The 18,153-nt window shown below is 65.3% G+C and carries 18 protein-coding genes and 2 pseudogenes; 9 read left to right on the forward strand and 11 right to left on the reverse strand.

Features of this window, described 5'->3' with window-relative positions:
• The first annotated feature begins 148 nt into the window (after positions 1-148).
• From GFY24_RS11560 to GFY24_RS11570, 3 genes are all read left to right on the forward strand, one after another.
• Positions 149-1,396: a glycosyltransferase 87 family protein gene (locus GFY24_RS11560; protein ID WP_228566195.1), complete on the forward strand. Its 1,248-nt coding sequence runs from the start codon at positions 149-151 to the stop codon at positions 1,394-1,396.
• Positions 1,397-1,511: 115 nt separating this feature from the next.
• Positions 1,512-2,159: a hypothetical protein gene (locus GFY24_RS11565; RefSeq protein ID WP_153804993.1), complete on the forward strand. Its 648-nt coding sequence runs from the start codon at positions 1,512-1,514 to the stop codon at positions 2,157-2,159.
• A gap of 103 nt (positions 2,160-2,262) precedes the next feature.
• Positions 2,263-2,802 carry a DUF1353 domain-containing protein gene (locus tag GFY24_RS11570; protein WP_153804994.1) on the forward strand — a complete coding sequence of 180 codons (540 nt, stop codon included), beginning with the start codon at positions 2,263-2,265 and terminating at the stop codon, positions 2,800-2,802.
• Between the two features lie 8 nt (positions 2,803-2,810).
• On the opposite strand, the gene GFY24_RS11575 is transcribed toward GFY24_RS11570, so the two are convergent.
• The 8 genes from GFY24_RS11575 to GFY24_RS11610 all read right to left on the reverse strand — a co-directional run bounded on the left by GFY24_RS11575 (position 2,811) and on the right by GFY24_RS11610 (position 9,700).
• Positions 2,811-3,959, reverse strand: a complete 1,149-nt coding sequence (locus tag GFY24_RS11575; protein WP_153805189.1) for a serine hydrolase — start codon at positions 3,957-3,959, stop codon at positions 2,811-2,813.
• 123 nt (positions 3,960-4,082) lie between these two features.
• On the reverse strand, positions 4,083-4,571 hold the full coding sequence (locus GFY24_RS11580) for a DUF4254 domain-containing protein (RefSeq protein WP_153804995.1): 489 nt from the start codon (positions 4,569-4,571) through the stop codon (positions 4,083-4,085).
• Positions 4,558-5,025 carry a hypothetical protein gene (locus tag GFY24_RS11585; protein ID WP_194852827.1) on the reverse strand — a complete coding sequence of 156 codons (468 nt, stop codon included), beginning with the start codon at positions 5,023-5,025 and terminating at the stop codon, positions 4,558-4,560. Before GFY24_RS11585 ends, GFY24_RS11580 begins: the two co-directional genes overlap by 14 nt.
• 289 nt (positions 5,026-5,314) lie before the next feature.
• Complete coding sequence (locus GFY24_RS11590) at positions 5,315-5,839, reverse strand: hypothetical protein (RefSeq protein WP_153804997.1); 525 nt, start codon at positions 5,837-5,839, stop codon at positions 5,315-5,317.
• A gap of 479 nt (positions 5,840-6,318) precedes the next feature.
• Positions 6,319-7,008, reverse strand: a complete 690-nt coding sequence (locus GFY24_RS11595) for a DUF899 family protein (protein ID WP_153804998.1) — start codon at positions 7,006-7,008, stop codon at positions 6,319-6,321.
• Between the two features lie 66 nt (positions 7,009-7,074).
• A complete protein-coding gene (locus GFY24_RS11600) occupies positions 7,075-8,028 on the reverse strand; it encodes an undecaprenyl-diphosphate phosphatase (RefSeq protein ID WP_228566196.1) in 954 nt (317 codons plus the stop codon).
• A 135-nt stretch (positions 8,029-8,163) separates the two neighbouring features.
• Positions 8,164-9,282: a class I SAM-dependent methyltransferase gene (locus GFY24_RS11605; RefSeq protein ID WP_309230738.1), complete on the reverse strand. Its 1,119-nt coding sequence runs from the start codon at positions 9,280-9,282 to the stop codon at positions 8,164-8,166.
• A 205-nt stretch (positions 9,283-9,487) separates the two neighbouring features.
• A complete protein-coding gene (locus GFY24_RS11610; RefSeq protein ID WP_153804999.1) occupies positions 9,488-9,700 on the reverse strand; it encodes a DUF5302 domain-containing protein in 213 nt (70 codons plus the stop codon).
• A 188-nt stretch (positions 9,701-9,888) separates the two neighbouring features.
• On the opposite strand from GFY24_RS11610, the gene GFY24_RS11615 reads away from it, so the two are divergent.
• From GFY24_RS11615 to GFY24_RS11625, 3 genes are all read left to right on the forward strand, one after another.
• Positions 9,889-12,099 carry an MMPL family transporter gene (locus tag GFY24_RS11615; RefSeq protein ID WP_153805000.1) on the forward strand — a complete coding sequence of 737 codons (2,211 nt, stop codon included), beginning with the start codon at positions 9,889-9,891 and terminating at the stop codon, positions 12,097-12,099.
• A 94-nt stretch (positions 12,100-12,193) separates the two neighbouring features.
• Positions 12,194-13,429 (forward strand): sensor histidine kinase, encoded by a 1,236-nt coding sequence (locus GFY24_RS11620; protein WP_153805001.1) that lies wholly within the window; start codon positions 12,194-12,196, stop codon positions 13,427-13,429.
• Positions 13,426-14,097, forward strand: a complete 672-nt coding sequence (locus GFY24_RS11625) for a response regulator transcription factor (RefSeq protein WP_153805002.1) — start codon at positions 13,426-13,428, stop codon at positions 14,095-14,097. The genes GFY24_RS11620 and GFY24_RS11625 overlap by 4 nt, the downstream gene beginning before the upstream one ends.
• 4 nt (positions 14,098-14,101) lie before the next feature.
• Here the strand turns inward: GFY24_RS11625 and GFY24_RS43655 are convergent.
• Together GFY24_RS43655 and GFY24_RS43660 are read right to left on the reverse strand one after the other, a co-directional pair.
• Positions 14,102-14,458, reverse strand: a pseudogene (locus GFY24_RS43655) (CocE/NonD family hydrolase C-terminal non-catalytic domain-containing protein); the annotation flags it as partial.
• Positions 14,459-14,697: 239 nt separating this feature from the next.
• Positions 14,698-14,823 (reverse strand): annotated as a pseudogene (locus tag GFY24_RS43660) (CocE/NonD family hydrolase); the annotation flags it as partial.
• Between the two features lie 248 nt (positions 14,824-15,071).
• Here GFY24_RS43660 and GFY24_RS11635 point away from each other — a divergent pair.
• A complete protein-coding gene (locus tag GFY24_RS11635; RefSeq protein ID WP_153805004.1) occupies positions 15,072-15,287 on the forward strand; it encodes a hypothetical protein in 216 nt (71 codons plus the stop codon).
• A 7-nt stretch (positions 15,288-15,294) separates the two neighbouring features.
• Here the strand turns inward: GFY24_RS11635 and GFY24_RS11640 are convergent, their stop codons facing one another.
• Positions 15,295-16,107 carry a helix-turn-helix domain-containing protein gene (locus GFY24_RS11640; protein WP_194852828.1) on the reverse strand — a complete coding sequence of 271 codons (813 nt, stop codon included), beginning with the start codon at positions 16,105-16,107 and terminating at the stop codon, positions 15,295-15,297.
• Positions 16,108-16,250: 143 nt separating this feature from the next.
• On the opposite strand from GFY24_RS11640, the gene GFY24_RS11645 reads away from it, so the two are divergent.
• Together GFY24_RS11645 and GFY24_RS11650 are read left to right on the forward strand one after the other, a co-directional pair.
• A complete protein-coding gene (locus GFY24_RS11645; RefSeq protein ID WP_153805006.1) occupies positions 16,251-17,486 on the forward strand; it encodes a cytochrome P450 in 1,236 nt (411 codons plus the stop codon).
• A 170-nt stretch (positions 17,487-17,656) separates the two neighbouring features.
• Positions 17,657-18,148 carry a MarR family winged helix-turn-helix transcriptional regulator gene (locus tag GFY24_RS11650; protein WP_153805007.1) on the forward strand — a complete coding sequence of 164 codons (492 nt, stop codon included), beginning with the start codon at positions 17,657-17,659 and terminating at the stop codon, positions 18,146-18,148.
• Positions 18,149-18,153 lie beyond the last annotated feature (5 nt).

Below are 18,153 nucleotides of genomic sequence, written 5' to 3' on the forward strand. Positions count from 1 at the left end.
CGAGCCGATCCAGGCTCTCACGAAGGTCGTGCACGACTTGGGCCTGGCACCGGCGTCATCGCCCAGTTGACCGGTTCGGTGGGCGCGGGCCGGCTCGAGACGGCCCGCGGGTCGATTGCCGCCGCGGATACCGGTATCGTCGCCGCAGATGAGTAGTTCCACCGCTGTCGAGATGCCGAAGCCGCTGGACCGCCGTTTCGGCCGGGCGATGTGGCTGGTTCCGCCGTTGCTCGCGGCCTTCACCGCACTGTGTCTGACGCGACCCATCTGGCCGTTCACCCGGATTACCGGCGGGTTCATCGATCTGCAGGTGTATCGGATCGGGATCGATACGCTGCGCGACGGCGGCGACCTGTACGGCCAGTTGCCACAGACCACCATCGGGATCGGGCTGCCGTTCATCTATCCGCCGTTCGCCGCGCTGATCCTGTCGCCGTTCGCGTTGCTGCCGTGGACCGCGGCCGCGTTCGGATTCTTCGTGACCTCGGTCGCGGCGCTGGCGCTCTCGCTGTATGTGGTCGCTCGCCGGATCTGGGCGGGCGAGGACCGGCGTCTGCTGGCGCTGTTCGCGACCGCTTGCGCGACACCGTTGGCGCTGCTGCTGGAACCGGTCCGCTCGACCCTGGATTTCGGTCAGGTCAATCTGTTGCTGATGGCGCTGGTGGTGGCCGACTGCCTGACGGAGAAGCCGAAGTGGAAGCGCGGCATGCTGGTCGGTATCGCCGCCGCGGTGAAGTTGACCCCGGCCGCGTTCGTGCTCTATTTCCTGATTCGTCGCGACTATCGGGCTGCCGCCACCGCCGCGATCACCGGTACGGCCGCGACGCTGCTGGCCTTCCCGGTGCTGCCCAAATCGTCGATGGAGTACTGGTTCGGCGGGCTCGGCAATGTCTCCGGTTTGAGCGGTTCGGCCTTTCATACCAATCAGTCGATTCAAGCTGTACTGGCGCGGTTCGAGATTCACAAGCCACTGTTCACCGTCCTGTGGCTGGTGCTCGGCGCGATGGTGCTGGCGCTGGTGGTAGCCGCAATGCGGCAGGCCGTGGACTTCCCGCCGCTGGCGTTGGCGATCAATGCCGTCTTCACCCTGCTGGTCTCTCCGATCTCGTGGTCGCATCACTGGGTGTGGATCGCCCCGGCGCTGCTCGCGATGGTCGGTTACGCGACTCGGCTGCCCTGGCGTGGTGCGGTGGGCTGGTACGTGGTCACCGTGCTCACCGCCGCGATCTTCGTGTACGGCCCGCAGAATTGGGTGCCGGGCGGCGACAACCACGAAACATCGTGGACGCCTTGGCAACACGTCTATGGCAATGCCTACGTCTGGCTCAGCGTGCTGCTGGTGGTGCTGTATCTGGTCACCGCCCGCCGGACCGGAAAACTCGGAAAGCCGTTGTGACCTCACCTTTTACGTGATTTCGACGTAAATTCCGGTGCGGATCAGGCATTGGATTTTCTACCTTAGGATCGGCGGCGATCAAGGCCGCCGGCAGTATCCACCGGGGGGAAGACCAATGACCGACACCCTTTTCGCTGACGTGTCCGCTTTTCAGGCATCCGTCGACGACGACTATCCGTATCAAGTCCTGTCGTTTCGCAGCAACGACGGCACCTATCGCGACAGTCAGTTCGCGCACAACTACCAATGGGCCACGGCCGCTGCGGATTCCGGGCGCCTGGCGTGCTTCATCGTCTACTTCTACTGGCGTCCCAACTGGCAAGAAACAGTGCAGACCTGCATCGACATGGTCACCGAGGCGGGCGGTCCGCATCCGCGCATGAGCGTGATGGTCGATGTCGAACGGGGTGGAAATCCATCCGGCGACCAGTCCGAGGGTGTCAACCGCGCCTACTGGGCCGTCGCCGACTGGTTGGGGGATCCGCGCCGCGTCATCGGTTACGCCAATGCCGGTGACTTCGCGACCATGTGGCCGACCCGGCCCGATGGACTGCGCGTGATCGCCGCGGGGTACGGCCGGGATCCGCGGCTGCCGGGTCAGGTCGCGCACCAGTACACCGATGGACAGGGTTGGGGCGGTGGGCTTCCCGAGGGTTGTGCACCGTTCGGTTCCTGCGACATGAACAGCGCCGATGGTCTGTCACCCGATGAGTTCGCCGCCGCCTGCGGCATCGTCGCCGTGGACAGCGGGGTCCGGTCATGATCGACGTTCTCATGCTGCCCGGTACGTTCTGCCCGCACGGCGGCGACAACATCGGCGAGGAGTTCCCGCGCGACGTCGACGCGTTGAATCAGGAGGTCTCCTGATGCCCTTTCTTGGTGAATATGCTGTGGTCGTCGAGGAAGTCGACGCGGTCAGCTGGCGAATGCGGGTTCCGCTCACCTATCGCGCCGCCACTCACGTCTTCACCGTGCCGGTGGGGTTCGTCACCGATTTCGCCTCGGTGCCAAGACCTTTGATCTGGTTGATCCCGCGCTACGGCACCTACACCCGTGCGGCGATCCTGCACGACTATCTGTGCGAGTACGAACCGGTCGGCCGGTCGGACGCCGACGGTATCTTCCGACGGGTACTGCGCGAGTGCGGGGTCTCGAGACCTCAGCGTTGGATGATGTGGGCCGCTGTACGGTTCGGCGGCCGCATGGCCGGCGCCGGGGGACGCGAATGGCTTCAGTTTCTGCTGATCGCGCTGCCTGCGGTGCTGATCCTCGCGGTGCCGTTCCTTATCGACTGGCTCTTCCTGCTGCTGTTTCGGCTGTGTACCGACGATGGGGAACGCGCCACCGTCATTCCACTGCAGCCGAGCGTGGAGTCGGCAATCCAGTCGCAGGAACAGCGGGCCTAGGGATCGGGTCAGGGGAGCGGCGGGGGTCGGTCCGGGACCAGCAGGGTGGCGATCGCGGCGCCGATAGGGATGGCGTTGTCCTTATCGGCGTCGGCGGTGGGGCCGAGGGTGCCGTAGACGACAACCGTGGTCGAGGTTTTGCTGTCATAGAAGGCCACGCCGTTGTATCCGCCGTACGACGGATTCATGAAGAGCCAATCGCCCATGTGCGGGACGCCGAAGGCGAAGTATTTCTGAGCCGTGAGGGGTCCGAGGCCGGCGGTGGAGGGCCCCATCATCTGCTGGAATTGCTTGTCGGAGAGCAGTTCTCCCTTACCGAGGGCGCGGACCCAGCGGCCGACGTCGGTGACGGTGGAGTTCATATTGCCGCTGTGCAGGAAGGCCGTCGGGTTCCAGAAGGTGGCGTCCTCGAAGATTTTCCGCTCGTCGGTGTACCCGTGCAGAATCGGCGCTTCGATCTGAGCGGTGAGCACGACGTGAGTCCGGCTCATGCCGAGCGGATTCAGGACGTACTGGGCGATCAGGTCGCCGAGTGGTTTACCGGTGGCCCGCTGCATGACCTCGCCGAGTACGACCAGGTCGCTGTGGGCGTAGGCGAAGCTGGTTCCGGGGTCGAACAGCGGTGGCCGGGCATTGGCCAGGTCGAAGAGTTCCTGGGCGGTCCAGGTATGGAATGGGTTGTCGCCGAAGCGTTTCAGGAATTCGGGGTCGGTGACATAGTCGGAGATTCCCGAGGTGCTGTTTGCGAGCATTCGCGGGGTGATCCGATCGGCGCGCGGGAAGTCCGGCAGCCAGCGGGAAATCGGCGCGTCCAGGCGCAGCGCACCGGTTCCATCCAGGTGCCAGAGCACGGTGGACAGCATCGGCTCCATCGGCTGACCGACTCGTAGCCGCATGTCGGTGCTCGCCGGCACGCCCAGGGGTGAGCCCCCCGCCGCGCCGACGACAACCTCTTCTTTGCCCCGCCAAACCCCGAAAACCGCTGCGCTGAGGTCGAGTTCGGCCATCTTGGCATGAACGATGTCGACAATTCGGGCGGCTTCGGGGGACTGGGTTCCGGACCCCTGCGAGCTTGTACTGCGGTCCGACCCACACGCATAGATGGCGAAGGTGAGCGCCAGCACGGCACCTACTCGACATCGAGTCGACACACTCATCATGGCGAACCCTTCGCGGAAGACGGCCCGAGCTGTGTGCACCAGGGAATCTACGCTGGTAACCGACTCATAGCTATGGGCTATCCGCGCGTGCGGTCGCGCAGGGGTTCCTCCGGGCGTGTGTCACCGAGTACATCGGCATCGGCCGGGGTCGCGGCTGGTGTGTAATCGCTCGCTGGGTGGGACTCCGGCGACCAGGTCGGACCAGTCGTCGGCGAGGGCGGCCAGGCGATGCCAGGCGATATGTACGCGTTCCTCGGAGATGTCGGTGCTGGAGTGCAACAGGTGGTCGGCGTGGGCGTGGCAGGCGGCCATGCGGTCGACGACGCCGCCGAGTGCGATAGGTGGTATTCGGTGGGCGCAATACGAGCGGCGGGGTTGGGTGTTCATCCAGCCGTCGATGGTGGCGATCAGTTCGCTTCTGCGGCAGTCGATCTCGGCGGCGCGGGCGGGCTGGTCGAGGCGGTCGTGGTGGAGCTCGGCCAGGGTGCGGGCCGAGCGGAGTAGTGGATGATCGCCGGGTTGTTCGCCGCGGTGGCCGCCGAACGTGGCGAGCAGTTCATGCCAATCGGGCAGTCGCGAATCCGTCGCCACGTGCTCATGCCGGAACATTGTCCATACCTTCGAGTATCGACAGGCGGATGGCGCCGAGAACCAGCCCGCGCTGCGGTAGTCGTAGTTGGCCCGGTGCGGGTTCACAGGCCCAGCGCCAGCCGATGGAGTCATCCGACCGAGGCAGCATGACGCGGGTGCCGGGCTGGGAGAGGGAGACGCCCTGACATTCCAGGCGGCGCTGAAGTGGCTGGGGCACATCGTGATACGGCGCCGGCGGCGTAGTGAGGAACGTCCAGCGGCGATTGCGCGGGTCGACAACGGCGGGTGTGGGCTGCGCGAGATAGCCGAGCCGTGCCCGAACGCGTTCACTCAGGCCGGTGGGCACGACGATCGCCTCCAGTTCCTGCCCGGTGGTCAGGTATAACCGATCGGCGAATAGCTCCACGGGTAGCCCATACCGCGACCGCAGCAGATGAGCGGATTCGTATGGGGAACAACATGATTCGAACATGGGGGCACCTCCGGGCTGCGGTTGGAGTGCACCCGGCGACGAAGGCGCGCGGCATCCCGTGACCGACGCGATCGTGGGGGACGGGTTCGCATCGAAAACGCGGCGCCGGGTCCAGAATGCGGGTAGGACCTCAATCCGGCGCCGGGTGCGGAAACTATTGTGCGCCTTGCCCTTCGATCCTTCGATGACGCCCCGATGGCATTCCGATGACCGACTGTTAACCCGGCATCCCGCAGACGGAAAAACCGCTGTGAGAGGACTCACTATCGAGATGCGCTGTCACGCGAGATTATGTCTGCGATCCGTCCGGCCGCTGAGAATCGGGGTAACCGTTCTGACCACCGTCGGTGTTGGGTTCGGTGGCGGGGCTGATTCTGCGGGGTTTGGCCATGCGCTTGATGCTTGCGGCCGGGGCGTCGTCGCCGGCTCGTTTTCTGCGCAGGGCGGCCAGGTCGATGACGGTGCTGTCATGTTCGGGGTCGCGCGGGTTGTCGCCCGGTGCGGGGGGTGGGGTTTGGCTGGGGTCGAGGGGCCACCAGCCGGTTTCGCGCTGTAGTTCTGATCGGAGTACGGGTCTGGTTGGTTCGGGGTCGTGGAGGTGGGTGCCTTCCGAACGCCAGGGTTGGTGAGGGTGCGCGCTGGGCTGGTCCGTCATGCGCCGCGGGCGGCGGGGTAGTCGGATGAGTTTCGAATTGCCGGGGCCCGCTTCGGGGGAGGTGGTTTCGGCGGCTTTCAAAGCTTCCAGTTTCCGGCGTAACCGTTCCACCGCGTCGAACGTGTTCCCGCCGGTCTCCGGTAATTCTTGGTCCGACATCGAATTACCAGGTAACAGGTGCCGTGGCACCCGCCTGCGTCACGACCGCCGGTAGCCCGAACCGATCTCTGAACTTATTCCTGATTGCGCTCACGTCCGTATTCTCCCTCAGGACCGCCACACCCGTTTCCTCCCCCAGTCTGCCCCTGGTCGCGATCGGCCGGCTCGCGAAGGTGCGCGTTGGCTCCGAACCGGGCCGGGTAGTGCCAGACTTTCTCGAGCGATTGGGGATCGTATTCGTATGACTGTGCGGCCGCGCCCAGCAGTCGGGGATCGACTCTGCCGTCCACAGTGAGCGAAACACCCTGCGTGCCCCGATATCCGGGATGCGGGCCAGTCGGGATGGAAGTTCACCGTCGCCGGCACCGCGCGGTCCAAGGGGCTTCCCTGGGACCGCGCGGCAACGTACTCCACTGCCCGCGTCGAGTATTCGACCGAATCATCGCTATACACCGAGCGCTATTGTCGCAGAGGTGGATTCACGCCTCCTGGGCACCGTATGCGGCGGCGATGTCCTTCGAGCTGCCCCAGCGGCTGTAGGTCGGGGACTTGGGCCAGCCGTCGGGGGAGTCCTGCCATTCCTCCTGGCGGCCGTAGGGTAGTAGGTCGATCAGGCCGAAGAAATTGCTGATCTGTTCGGTGCCGCGGCCGTTGGTGTGCCAGGTGCGGTACACGGTGTCGCCGTTGCGAAGGAACACATTGAGCCCGAAGCCACCGCCGGGAGGTGCGCCGATATCGGCGCCGAAGGGGCTGTTCGCGGTGGAGTACCAGTCCATTTTGTTGCCGACCCGGCGTTTGTAGGCGAGTGCCTCGTCGATCGGCCCCTGGGTGACTATGACGAACCTGGCGTCATAGTTGTTCAGGAACTCCAATCGGGTGTACTGCGAGGTCAATCCGGTGCAGCCGGGACACTGCCACTCTTCACCCGGAAACCACATGTGGCTGTAGACGATCAATTGCGGCCGGTCGCGGAAGATATCGGCCAGCCGGACCGTTCCCTCCTCGCCTTCGAGGGTGTAGTCGGGCATTTCGACCATCGGCAGTCGGCGGCGCTGTGCGGCGATGGCGTCGAGTTCGCGGGTGGCGGCCTTCTCGCGCACGCGCAGCGCGTCGAGTTCACGCTGCCAGGTATCGGTGTCGACGACGGGCGGCAGTGCCTGATTGCTCATGAGTCCTCCTGGACGTCAGATTGCGGGCTGTAGGTATAGACCCGGTGAACCTGCCGAACTCATCGGTCAACTGAAACGCAGTATGGAGAGGGTTCCGGCGATCAGGCAGTAGAGCGCGAAGACCAGCAGTGTGCGGGTTCGGAAGTGGCGCTCAAGATATCGGACGGCCAGCAGCGAGGACAGGCCCGAGACCAGCGCGCCGAGCAGAATGGGTCCGGTGCTGCCGGAGTCGGAGCCGGTGAGATCGTGCAGATCCAGCAGCCCCGCGCCGAGGATGGCGGGGGTGGCGAGCAGGAACGCGAATTTGGCGGCGTGCTCGTGTTCGAGGCCGCGCCACAATCCGCCGACCATGGCGAGTCCGTCGCGGCTGAACCCGGTCAGCAGGGCTCCGGCCTGGACCAGTCCGATACCGAGCGCGTCGGCGGTGGTGAGGGCGGCCAGTGGCCGATCCGCTTGCAGGCGTGGGAGTTCGGCCGTGCTGAAGGCGGCGCGGCGGGTTTCCCGGCGGGCGAAGCGGCGGCCGTACTCGGCGAGGGTCGGCTCATTGCGCCGGCGCAGCGCCTCACCCATGACCAGGACCACGCCGTTCAAGGTGAGAAATACCGCCGCGGCCAGGGGAGCGGAGAACAGTTCGTGCAGCGGGTGTTGCAGGATCGGTCCGAGAATGCCGACGGGGATGCTGCCGATCACGATGAGCCAGGCCATCCGCTGCGGCACGGTGTCGACCCGCCGGGTGCGCAGTGTGACCGCGAAACCCGTTGTGATGGCGTACCAGTCGCGTCGGTAGTGCCAGAGCAGTGCGATCGCCGTCGCCACGTGCAATGCCACGATGAATGCCAGATACGGTGTGCCGGTGGATGATTCGCCTGCAAGAGGCAGTTCCCGCCAGGGCCCGCCGAGCCAGGCGGCGACCAGCACCGAATGCCCGAGGCTGGAGACGGGGAAGAGTTCGGTGACCCCCTGCACCGCGCCGATGACTGCCGCTTCGAAGTAGGTGAGCATCGCGAAGGAGTTTCGCATGGGGCGGGTGTGATTCGAGCATCGGATCGGCGTGAGAACCCTCCGAATATGCTGTGAATCAACAGCTTTCGTCCGATTAGTACGATATGTCCGAACTTGCGCGCGGGTGTGCGCCCACCCGATTCGGGGTGAGATTCACTGCCGGACAGTCAATCTCCACAATGAGGTGACTTCCGCGGCGCGAGCGGCGTGCAGGGGATCGTTCGTCGCGGTGGCCCGTCGATGCCGCGGCACGGTGTCGAGTCTGTCGACGACGCGCAATCCGGCCGCCTCGATGAGCGCGAGAAGGTCTGCACGCGTACGCAATTCGAGCAGCTCGGCGAGATCGGACACGATCAGCCATCCTTCGCCGCCCGGTTCGAGATGTTCGGGCAGGGCGGTGAGGAACTCGCGCAACATGGCGCTGTCCGGATCGTAGACGCCACGTTCCAGGTCGGAGGTGGGGCGAGCGGGCAGCCAGGGCGGATTGCAGACGATCAGGTCGGCGCGGCCCGGCGGATAGAGCGCCGGCCCGATCACCTGGATTCGATCGGACAGCTTCAGCTCGCGAGCGGTCGCGCGGGCGCATTCCAGGGCGCGGGGACTGGCATCGGTCGCCACGATCCGCTCGACACCGCGCCGGGCCAGCACCGCGGCCAGTACCCCGGTCCCGGTGCCCAGGTCGAAGGCGGTGCGAATGCGCTGGGGCAGTGGAGCTTTCGCGACCAGGTCCACGTATTCGCCGCGGACCGGCGAGAACACCCCGTAGTGCGGATGAATGCGAGCGTCGAGGTAGGAGATCGGCACACCCCGCTCCCGCCACTGCCGGGCCCCGATGACGCCGAGCAGTTCGGTCAGCGCAACCACCGTGGTTCCCGTCGACGGGCCGTATGCCTCCTGGCACGCCTGCCGGATATCGGGAGCCCGGCGCAGGTCGAGCGTGTAGTCCTCCTCGAGGACCACCAGTACGCGACCCAGAATGCGGGCGCGGTGCCCGCGAATCCCACGCTGTTGCCGGAACAATCCGGCCTTGTCGGCAACCGGCGCAGGCGTTTTTCGGTCCAGTCGGCGCTCGATGGCGGCCAGTAACTGCCGGGCATTGTGGTAGTCGCCGCGCCACAGCAGCGCGGTTCCCTCGCAGCAGTGCCGATAGGCGGTATCGGCTTTCATCTGATCGTCGGCCACGACGATGCGCGCGGGTGCTGCCGCCCCGTTCTCCGAATGTCGGCGGGCGGTGATCTCGGCGTGGTTCTCGATCCAGGAAACGGTAGGCACAGAGCTCTCTCCTCGTTACGAAACGTACGGGGTGCGAGAGAACGCTTCCAAGCGAATTTCGCTGATGAACGGTGCCACCGGGCACCGAAACCCATCCGATGAAACTAGCACGGTTCCGTTCCTGGTCAGGGAGACCTTCACCGCACTCATGAATGCGCGGCCCCTGATCACCGGGGTGATCGGGGGCCGTCGCCGTTCGATTCGCCTAGCCTCCGGCCCTGCGGCGGAAGGTGCGCTTACCGCCCGCCTGGGCGTGGGTGCCGTGGATCTTCGCGTTGTTCTGGGCGGCTCCGCCTGCGGAGGCGTGGCCGTTCTTGCGTTCGAGCGCTTCCCGGAACTTTCGCTTGGTCGCCTCGGTCGGCGACTCGTTCACTTCGCCCTCGAGCTGTTCACTCGAGGCTTCCTGTTCATCGGCCATGGACCTAGCCTGCCATCTCCGGCCGTCGGCAGCCCCATTCGAGGTGTTTGCGCCGGTCCGCGTGGCAGGGGTCACGCCGATGCCTGCGAATCGAGTATTGGCGGCGTCCGCGTACTGCGGATGCAGTAGGCGGAACGGCCTCCACCTGTACGATGCCGACTACAGGGCCGTGGAACGAGCATTGGCGCATGGCGAAATTCCTGTACCGGGTGGGTCGGTTCGCGTTCGAGAAGCGGCGGCTCGTCGTTCTGCTCTGGCTGGGCGTTATGGCCGCACTGGTGGTCGGGGCGGCCAGTGCGCCGAGTGCGCCCCCGGATACCTTCTCGATTCCGGGGACCGAGTCCCAGCAGGCGTTCGATCTGCTGGCGGAGCGGTTCCCGGGGGCGAAATCCGATGGGGCGCAGGCCCGTATCGTTTTCGTAGCACCCGATGGGCAGCAGATCGGCTCGGAGGCGAACAAGGCGACGGTCGAGAAGATCGTGTCGGAGGTTGCGGGCGGCACGCAGGTGAAGGGCGTGCTCGATCCATTCCAGACCGGCGCGGTGAGTAAGAGCGGGACCACCGCCTACGCCACCGTGAGTTACGGCGTGACCCCCGATAATCTGACCGATGCGTCCAAGACGGCGCTGACCGATGCGATCGATCAGGGTAAAGCCTCGGGTGTGACGGTGGAGGTCGGCGGATCCGCGCTGATGGCCAAGCCGGAGATGGGCGGGGCGACCGAGGCCATCGGTATCGCCATCGCGGCAATCGTATTGATGATCACCTTCGGGGCGTTCGCGGCGGCGGGGCTGCCGCTGCTCACCGCGCTGATCGGCGTCGGGGTCGGTATCGCCGCTATTGTGGCGATCGGAATGTCTACCACCACAACGACTCTCGCCATGATGCTGGGGCTCGCGGTGGGTATCGACTACGCGCTGTTCATTGTCTCTCGGTACCGGACCGAACGCGCCGAGGGCTTCAGCGCCGACGAGGCGGCGGGCCGGGCCGTCGGAACCGCCGGTTCCGCAGTGGTTTTCGCGGGCCTCACCGTCGTGATCGCATTGGCCGGACTGGCCGTGGTCGGGATTCCGGCGCTCACCAAGATGGGTTTGGCCGCAGCGGGAACCGTCGCCGTCGCTGTCACGATCGCGCTGACACTGCTGCCCGCCCTGCTCGGATTCTTCCAGCGCGCGGTCATGCCGAAGGCGTTCCGCAAGGCGCAGGTGGATGGAAACGCGTTCGCGCCCAACCCGATTAAGGACGAGAAGCCCGGTATGGGTACGCGCTGGGCGCAGTTCGTCGTGCGTCGTCCGGTGGCGGTGCTGTTGATCGGCCTGGTCGGTATGGGCGCGCTCGCCCTGCCCATGACGAGTCTCGAACTCGGTATGCCCGGTGATGAGGCACAGCCGACCTCGACCACGCAGCGTCGCGCCTACGATGCTCTCGCCGCCGGATTCGGTCCCGGATTCAATGGTCCGCTCACCGTCGCGGTGGATGTCAAGGGTGTCGGCGATCCCAAGGCCGCGGTGGAGGAGGCGAGCCGAATCCTCGCCGGGACAAAGGGTGTCGTCTCGGTCTCGCCCGCCATGTTCAATCAGGCCGGTGATGCCGCCATGCTGAACGTGGTGCCCGCCACCGGTCCCTCGTCCACCGAGACCAAGGATCTTGTAAACGAATTGCGCGGTGAGGCAGCCGATCTGAAGTCGGCGACCGGTGTGACCATGCTGGTCACCGGTGCGACCGCGATGAATATCGATGTCTCGCAGAAGATGTCGGACGCGCTGCTGCCGTATCTCGCGGTGGTGGTCGGACTGGCGATCCTGTTGCTGATGGTGGTATTCCGTTCCATCGCGGTGCCGATCAAGGCTGCGCTGGGCTTCCTGCTCTCGGTGGGTGCGGCCTTCGGTGTGATTGTCGTGGTATTCCAATGGGGTTGGCTGGCCGAGCTGATCGGCGTGCATCAGACCGGACCGGTCATGAGCATGATGCCGATCTTCCTGATCGGCGTGGTGTTCGGGCTCGCCATGGATTACGAGGTCTTCCTCGTCACTCGCATGCGTGAGGCGTACGCACATGGTGAGAGTGCCGAAGACGCGATTGTCACCGGCTTCCGGCACAGCGGGCGGGTGGTGGTGGCCGCGGCGGCCATCATGATCGCGGTGTTCTCCGGCTTCATCGGAGGTGGTGAGCCGATGATCAAGATGATGGGTCTCGGCCTGGGCGCGGCGGTGTTCTTCGACGCCTTCATCGTGCGGATGACGCTGGTCCCGGCGGTGCTCGCACTGCTCGGCGACAAGGCGTGGTGGCTGCCGCAGTGGCTGGCGAAGATTCTGCCGAATGTGGATGTGGAGGGTGAGAGCCTCAATCGCATCGAAACGGTGGAACCCGAGCGCGAGCTCGAATCCGCTCGGGCCTGAATGAATAAGAACCGGTAGGCCGTCCCGGGTGGGCGGCCTACCGGTCGGTTCGGGACCGGCCGATTAGGGTTCTCAATGACGAGAAGGAGCGCAGATGACCGCCGAATGGTCGCAGTGGCCACGTAGGCACAGTCGCGCCGTCGATGTGGTCGTGGCGATTCTGTTGTGCGCGCTGGCCACCTATGCGAGCCGGTTGACCGATCACGGCAATGGTGAGGGGCCGGTCGTGGTGCGGCCGGCGTCGCTGTCGGTATTCCTGCTGTCCGCGACTGCTTCGCTGGCGTTGCTGTTCCGGCGGGTGTCGCCGCGCGGGGTGCTGGTGGTGACGACGGTCTGTGCGATCGTGATCGGCGCGCTGGGTTTCGAGATCTCGCTGTTCACCGGGGGCGCGGCATTCGTCGCGATGTATTCGCTCGGTTACTGGTCGGCGGATCTGCGCACGGCCAAGGTCGCACCGCTGGTGGCGGGTGCGGCGCTGTTGATCGCCTCGCTCATCCAGCATTTCAATCCGGTATTGACCGGTGGCCGTATCACTTTGATCGCCGGGGTGATGGTGGCCGGCGCGTTCGCCGAGGCTGGGCGCAGCAGGCGTAACTATCTGACGGCCTTGCACGCGCGCGCCGAATTGGCCGAACGCACTCGCGAGGAGGAGGCCCGCCAGCGCGTCGGTGAGGAGCGGCTGCGGATCGCGCGCGAACTGCACGATATCGTCGCGCACCATATGGCGCTGGCGCACGCCCAAGCCTCCACTGCCGCATATCTTTTGCGCAGTCAACCCGATCAGGCGCAGGAGATGCTCGACCAGTTGGCGGGCACCACCTCGGCCGCGCTGCGGGAGCTCAAGGCGACCGTGGGACTGCTGCGTGAGGATGATTCGGATGCCCCGCTGGAGCCGACCCCGGGCCTGGCCCAATTATCGGAACTGCTCACCTCTTTCGAGCGCACCGGGCTCACCCTGTCGCTGTCGATCACCGGGGTGCCGCGCCCGCTCTCCCCGGGTGCGGATCTGACGGCATACCGGATCATTCAGGAGGCGCTCACCAATGTCACCAAACACGCGGGCACCGCGGCGGCGACGGTGCGCCTGGTCTACTCGCGGTTGCTGCTGACGATCAGCGTCGCCGATGAGGGCGGCGAAATCTTGGAAGATCTTCGTGGCGAACAGGATTCGGAGAGCCAGGGCTACGGTCTCATCGGTATGAACGAGCGCGCCGTCTCCGTCGGCGGTCACCTGCGCGCCGGGCGCAGACCGGACGGCGGCTTCGAAGTCACCACCGAACTCCCCCTCGAACCGCCGAAAACCCCTGACCCAGAGGACAAGATGCCATGACCATCCGGGTACTGCTGGCCGACGATCAAGCCCTACTGGCCGGCACCTTCCGCCTGCTGATCGATTCGGCCGAGGATATGGAGGTGGTCGGTATCGCCGGAAATGGCCGCGAGGCAGTCGATTTGGCGCAATCCACCAAACCCGATGTGGTCGTCATGGATATCCGCATGCCCGGTGTCGACGGCCTCACCGCCACCCAGGAGATCTGCGCCGACCCCGCCCTGCGCGACACGCGAGTCCTGATCCTCACCACCTTCGAACTGGATGAGTATGTGGCACAGGCCCTGCGCGCCGGAGCCAGCGGCTTCCTCGGCAAAGACGTAGGCCCGGAAGAACTCCTGCGCTCCATCCGCGCGGTAGCCGCGGGCGACGCCCTCCTCTCACCCACCGCCACCCGCACCCTCATCGCCCGCTACCTCTCCCGCCCCGAAAGCCGCATCAGCGCAGCCGAATCCCTGGAAGTCCTCACCGCCCGCGAACGCGAAGTGGTAGCCATGGTCGCCGAGGGCCTCTCCAACGAGGAAATCGCCGAGAAAATGTACGTCAGCCCCCTCACCGTCCGCACCCACGTCCAACGCGCCATGTCCAAGTTGGGCGTCCAAAACCGCGCCCAACTCGTCGTAATAGCCTTCCAATCCGGATTGGTCCGAGTGGAACCACCGCGCTAGGCGGTCATTCCACGGGTCGGTTCAGGGTCAGGTTGATGAAGCTCGGCTCGTTCGGGTCCAGTTGTAGGTGTTGTGGGGCAGCGGCATTGCGGATGCCGCCGTCGAAGAGCAGGGGTGTGACCAGGATGCCCTTGGAGAAGTTGCCGGCGAAGACGTTCACGCGCAGGCGATGGCCTGGTTGTAGGACGGCGTCCACCGGGTTGATGGCCACATCCAGTGTGGTGGGTTGGCCGGGGACCAGGGGTTGGCGGTCGGCGAGCAGGAGTTTGTAGACGGTGTGGGTGTAGTCGCCGTTCGCGTCCTGCTGGCTGCGGTCGTCGTCGACGGCGTGCAGGGAGGCAGCGAGCTGGCCGCTGGCGAGGACCGTCGATTGGCCGTCCGGGGCAACATCATTGACGGAGACGGCCGTGGTTGCCCCGGATTGCCCAGTCCCGAACCGGGATTGAAGTGATACGCATTGCCCATGATGAGTTTCTTCTGCTCCGGCGGCAGCGGAAGCTCGGAGAACGAGCGCGAGCTGGACGGCGCGAACATGCCCAGCCCGCCGCCGGGGAAGGCCGCGTCGGTGAGGGTGTCGATGCTGCCCTCGACGGGGAAGATCGCCTTCAGCGCGGGCGGCGTCTGTTCGGCCGTCTTGAACTGGTTGATCCCCGAATACGAGATGCCCGACCTGCCGATTTTGCCGTCGGACCAGGGTTGTTTACTCGCCCAGTCGATCAGTTCCAGCGAAGTCGAAGCGGTTCACCAGTTCGATGACCTCGATCTCTACGGAGAACAGTTCACCCACGTGACGATCGCATATGTCGCTGACGACATATGGCAAGTCGATGGCTGTCCAGGGAGTTGCCGAATTCGAACGACTGCACGTCGAGTCGGGCTGAGAACAGTGAATGCGCCGGAGCGCTACGCCTGGAGTGTCCGGCTGTGCGGGCCGCCGCTCAGCAGCCGAGACGAAATCGATTCTGGCGCAACGTATGTGCGCGGTCTTTCGGCTCGGGCGCGCGGTCGGCGATACTCCGGTGGAGGTTCCCGACGAGGTCTTCGACGCCCTTATCGGGGCGATCGACGATCGTATTCGCGACTGCCTCGATACTCGAGATCCCGGGACGCTCGCCGAGTGCGCGCCCCTGCTGTATCAGATCACGTTGGCGCTCTTCGGGGTTCCGCAAAGGCGGCCCGAGAGTGCCTGAGTCGCAGTCAGTTCGGGATGGGCTGGAGGCGGCTGCGGGAGCGCATGATCGGGAGGCCGTATTGCAGGAGCCAGTTCTCCATGATCATGGTGTAGCGGCCGCCGCGTACCGCGAGCAGGGCTTGGGAGACGAGGGGGCGGGCGTAGCTCACCTCGTGCGCCTCCCATTTCTTTCGGAAGTCGTCGAATTGCCAGAGCCTGCGGTGTGATTCCTGGGCCCAGTTGGTGTGGCCGTAGCGGCCGATGATGCCGCGGTGCCAGGCGACGCCCTGATCGACCTGGTCGTCCCAGTTGAGCATGACGGTTTTGGCCTCGTCGGTGAATGACCACTCCAGCATGTACATGCCGGGCCGGTGTGTCGGAAACGTCTCGAAGTAGGCGGCATTGGCGGCGATCAACCGGCGTTGCGGGGTGTAGAAGGACACCAGATCGCTGGTGGATTCGTCCATTTCGGTGCGCATGAAGGAGGACAGCGCGTTTTCGAACTCCGTCATGGGCGGCATATCGAGGGTCTCGTTCAGCCCGGGCAGTGCGGGATAGGGCGCGGCGTGCCCGGCCAGGTCGCAGAGATAACGCCATTCGTCGTCGCTGGCGTGATAGGTGTCGGTGAGCAGGCGCAGGATTTCGACCGAGACCTGGCCGACCTCATCGCGTTCGACCTTGGTCAGGTAGCTGGCGGTGATGTGCGCGTCACCGGCGGCCCGTTCGCGGCTCAGCTTCTTGGTGCGGGGGAGTGCCCCGGTGCGGTGTCGCCGCTGCTCTTCGCGCTGGCGCAGGAAGGTGAGGTATTGCCCCAGCGTTGAGTTTTCGGGATCACCCATCGTGTTCGAGACGTCCTGTTCCGATTCGATCGCGCGGCCCGATCGCGGCCGCCGCCCCCATCGTATGCACTGGCATTGCATACTCTGACGGGGGTGGTTTGCGGCCGAGCGAGAGTGGGTACTCCCCGCTACTGTTCTCGACCATGGGTTTGGAAACGGCGTCCGCCGCGGGCGAATTGGCAACCGAGCCGTTCGTGCTGGCGGATGACTTCTATCAGGACCCGAATGCCTCGTACGACCGGTTGCGTGCGCGCGGCCCGGTGAATCGCGTCCGATTCCCCGATGGCAGCACCGGCTGGCTGGTCACCGATTACGACGCGGCCAAAGAGACCTTCATGGATCCCACCATCAGCAAGGTGCTCAAGTCGCCGGGCGCGCGCACGGCGCTGGCGTCGAATGGCGGCGGAAATCACCTGGCCAACAGCATGTTCGCGGACATGCTGGTGTTCTATGACCCGCCGGAGCACACCCGGCTGCGGGCCGTGGTCAATCGGGCGTTCGCGACCCGGGCGATCAAGGCGCTGGAGCCGCGCATTACCGAGATCGCCGACGCACTGCTGGCCGAGCCCGCGACCGGGGACCTGGATCTGCTGGAAAGCTATGCGATTCCGCTGTCCATGACCTCGATCTGTGAACTGCTCGGCGTGCCCGAGCAGGACCGCGACAATTTCCGCACCTGGTCGACCATGCTCATCTCGAGCGATCATCCCAATGCTGTGCGGATGGCGGCGGTGCAGGAGTTCGTCGGATATCTCGGCCGCCTGATTCAGGCGAAAACCCAAGCGCCCGAGGCGGATATGCTCTCCGAGCTGATCGCCGTCGGTGCGGACGAGGACCGGCTCACCCAGCGCGAGCTGCTCAGCATGGTGTTCATGCTGCTGGTAGCCGGATTCGAGACCACGGCTCATCTGATCGGGAACGCGGTGGCAACACTGCTGGCCGACAACAACTCTCGTGCGGCGCTGCGCGAGGACCCCAGCCGTATCGGCGATTTCATCGAAGAGGTACTGCGGTATCGCTCGCCGACGACCGAGACGACCTTCCGCTATACGACGGCCCCGGTCACGTTGGGCGGCATCGATATTCCCGCAGGTGAGCTCATCATCATCTCGGTGGCTGCGACCGGCCGGGATGCCGGTCGATTCGCCGAACCGGACACCATCGATATCGACCGGACCGATAATCAGCACCTCGCCTTCGGCCATGGCATCCACCGCTGTGTCGGTGCGCCGCTGGCGCGTATGGGTGGCGTGATCGGCCTGGCCCGGTTGCTGGATCGCTATCCGGATTTCGAGCTCGCGCCGGGGGCCGAGACCGAGTGGCGCAAGAGTTTCGTCATTCGCGGTCTCACCAATCTGCCTGTGCGCCTGCGTCCCTGATCACCCGCACCGACTCGGGCAAGGATGCGCGCACGACGAAGGGGGTTGTGCGCGCGTCCTTGGCGAGTCGGCGTCAGGCCCTTCAAACCGATGCCTGTCGTGTGTATAGTTGGCCGCAGCAAGTAGTTGTAGTAGCTAAGTAAATAGGCATCATCATAAAGGACTCGATCATGGCCGTCGTTGCCCGTGATCCCAGTGCCACAACCGAACCGGATCCCGCGGACCGACTCGGTTCCCTGCTGGTCCGCCTCCTGCGGGCGGTCGGCCGGGTGAAGCATCGGGTGGTCAAGAACGGCCCGGACGGGCTGGAACAGCTCGCCTACGCTGTGCTCTTCTGCCTCGTGCACGACGGGCCACAGCGCACCGGCAAGCTCGCCGAGCTCTTGCACGCGGAGATCTCCACCATCAGCCGTCAGACCAGAACCCTGGTGGCACATGGTCTGGTCGCCCGTGGCGCCGATCCCATCGACGGCCGCGCCTGCGTGCTGACCGCCACCGCGGAGGGTGAACGAGTCTTCGCCGAAAACCGCCGGCTGCGCAATCTGTTCCTGGCCGGACTGCTGGCCGACTGGCCGGAGCACGATCGTTCTACCCTGATCGGCCTGCTCGAGCGACTCGTACACGACATCGAAAAAACCACCGCGCCAACCGAATCGAAATAGGTCCC

The organism is Nocardia sp. SYP-A9097, assembly GCF_009649815.1.
In the GTDB taxonomy this organism is placed as follows: Bacteria; Actinomycetota; Actinomycetes; order Mycobacteriales; family Mycobacteriaceae; genus Nocardia.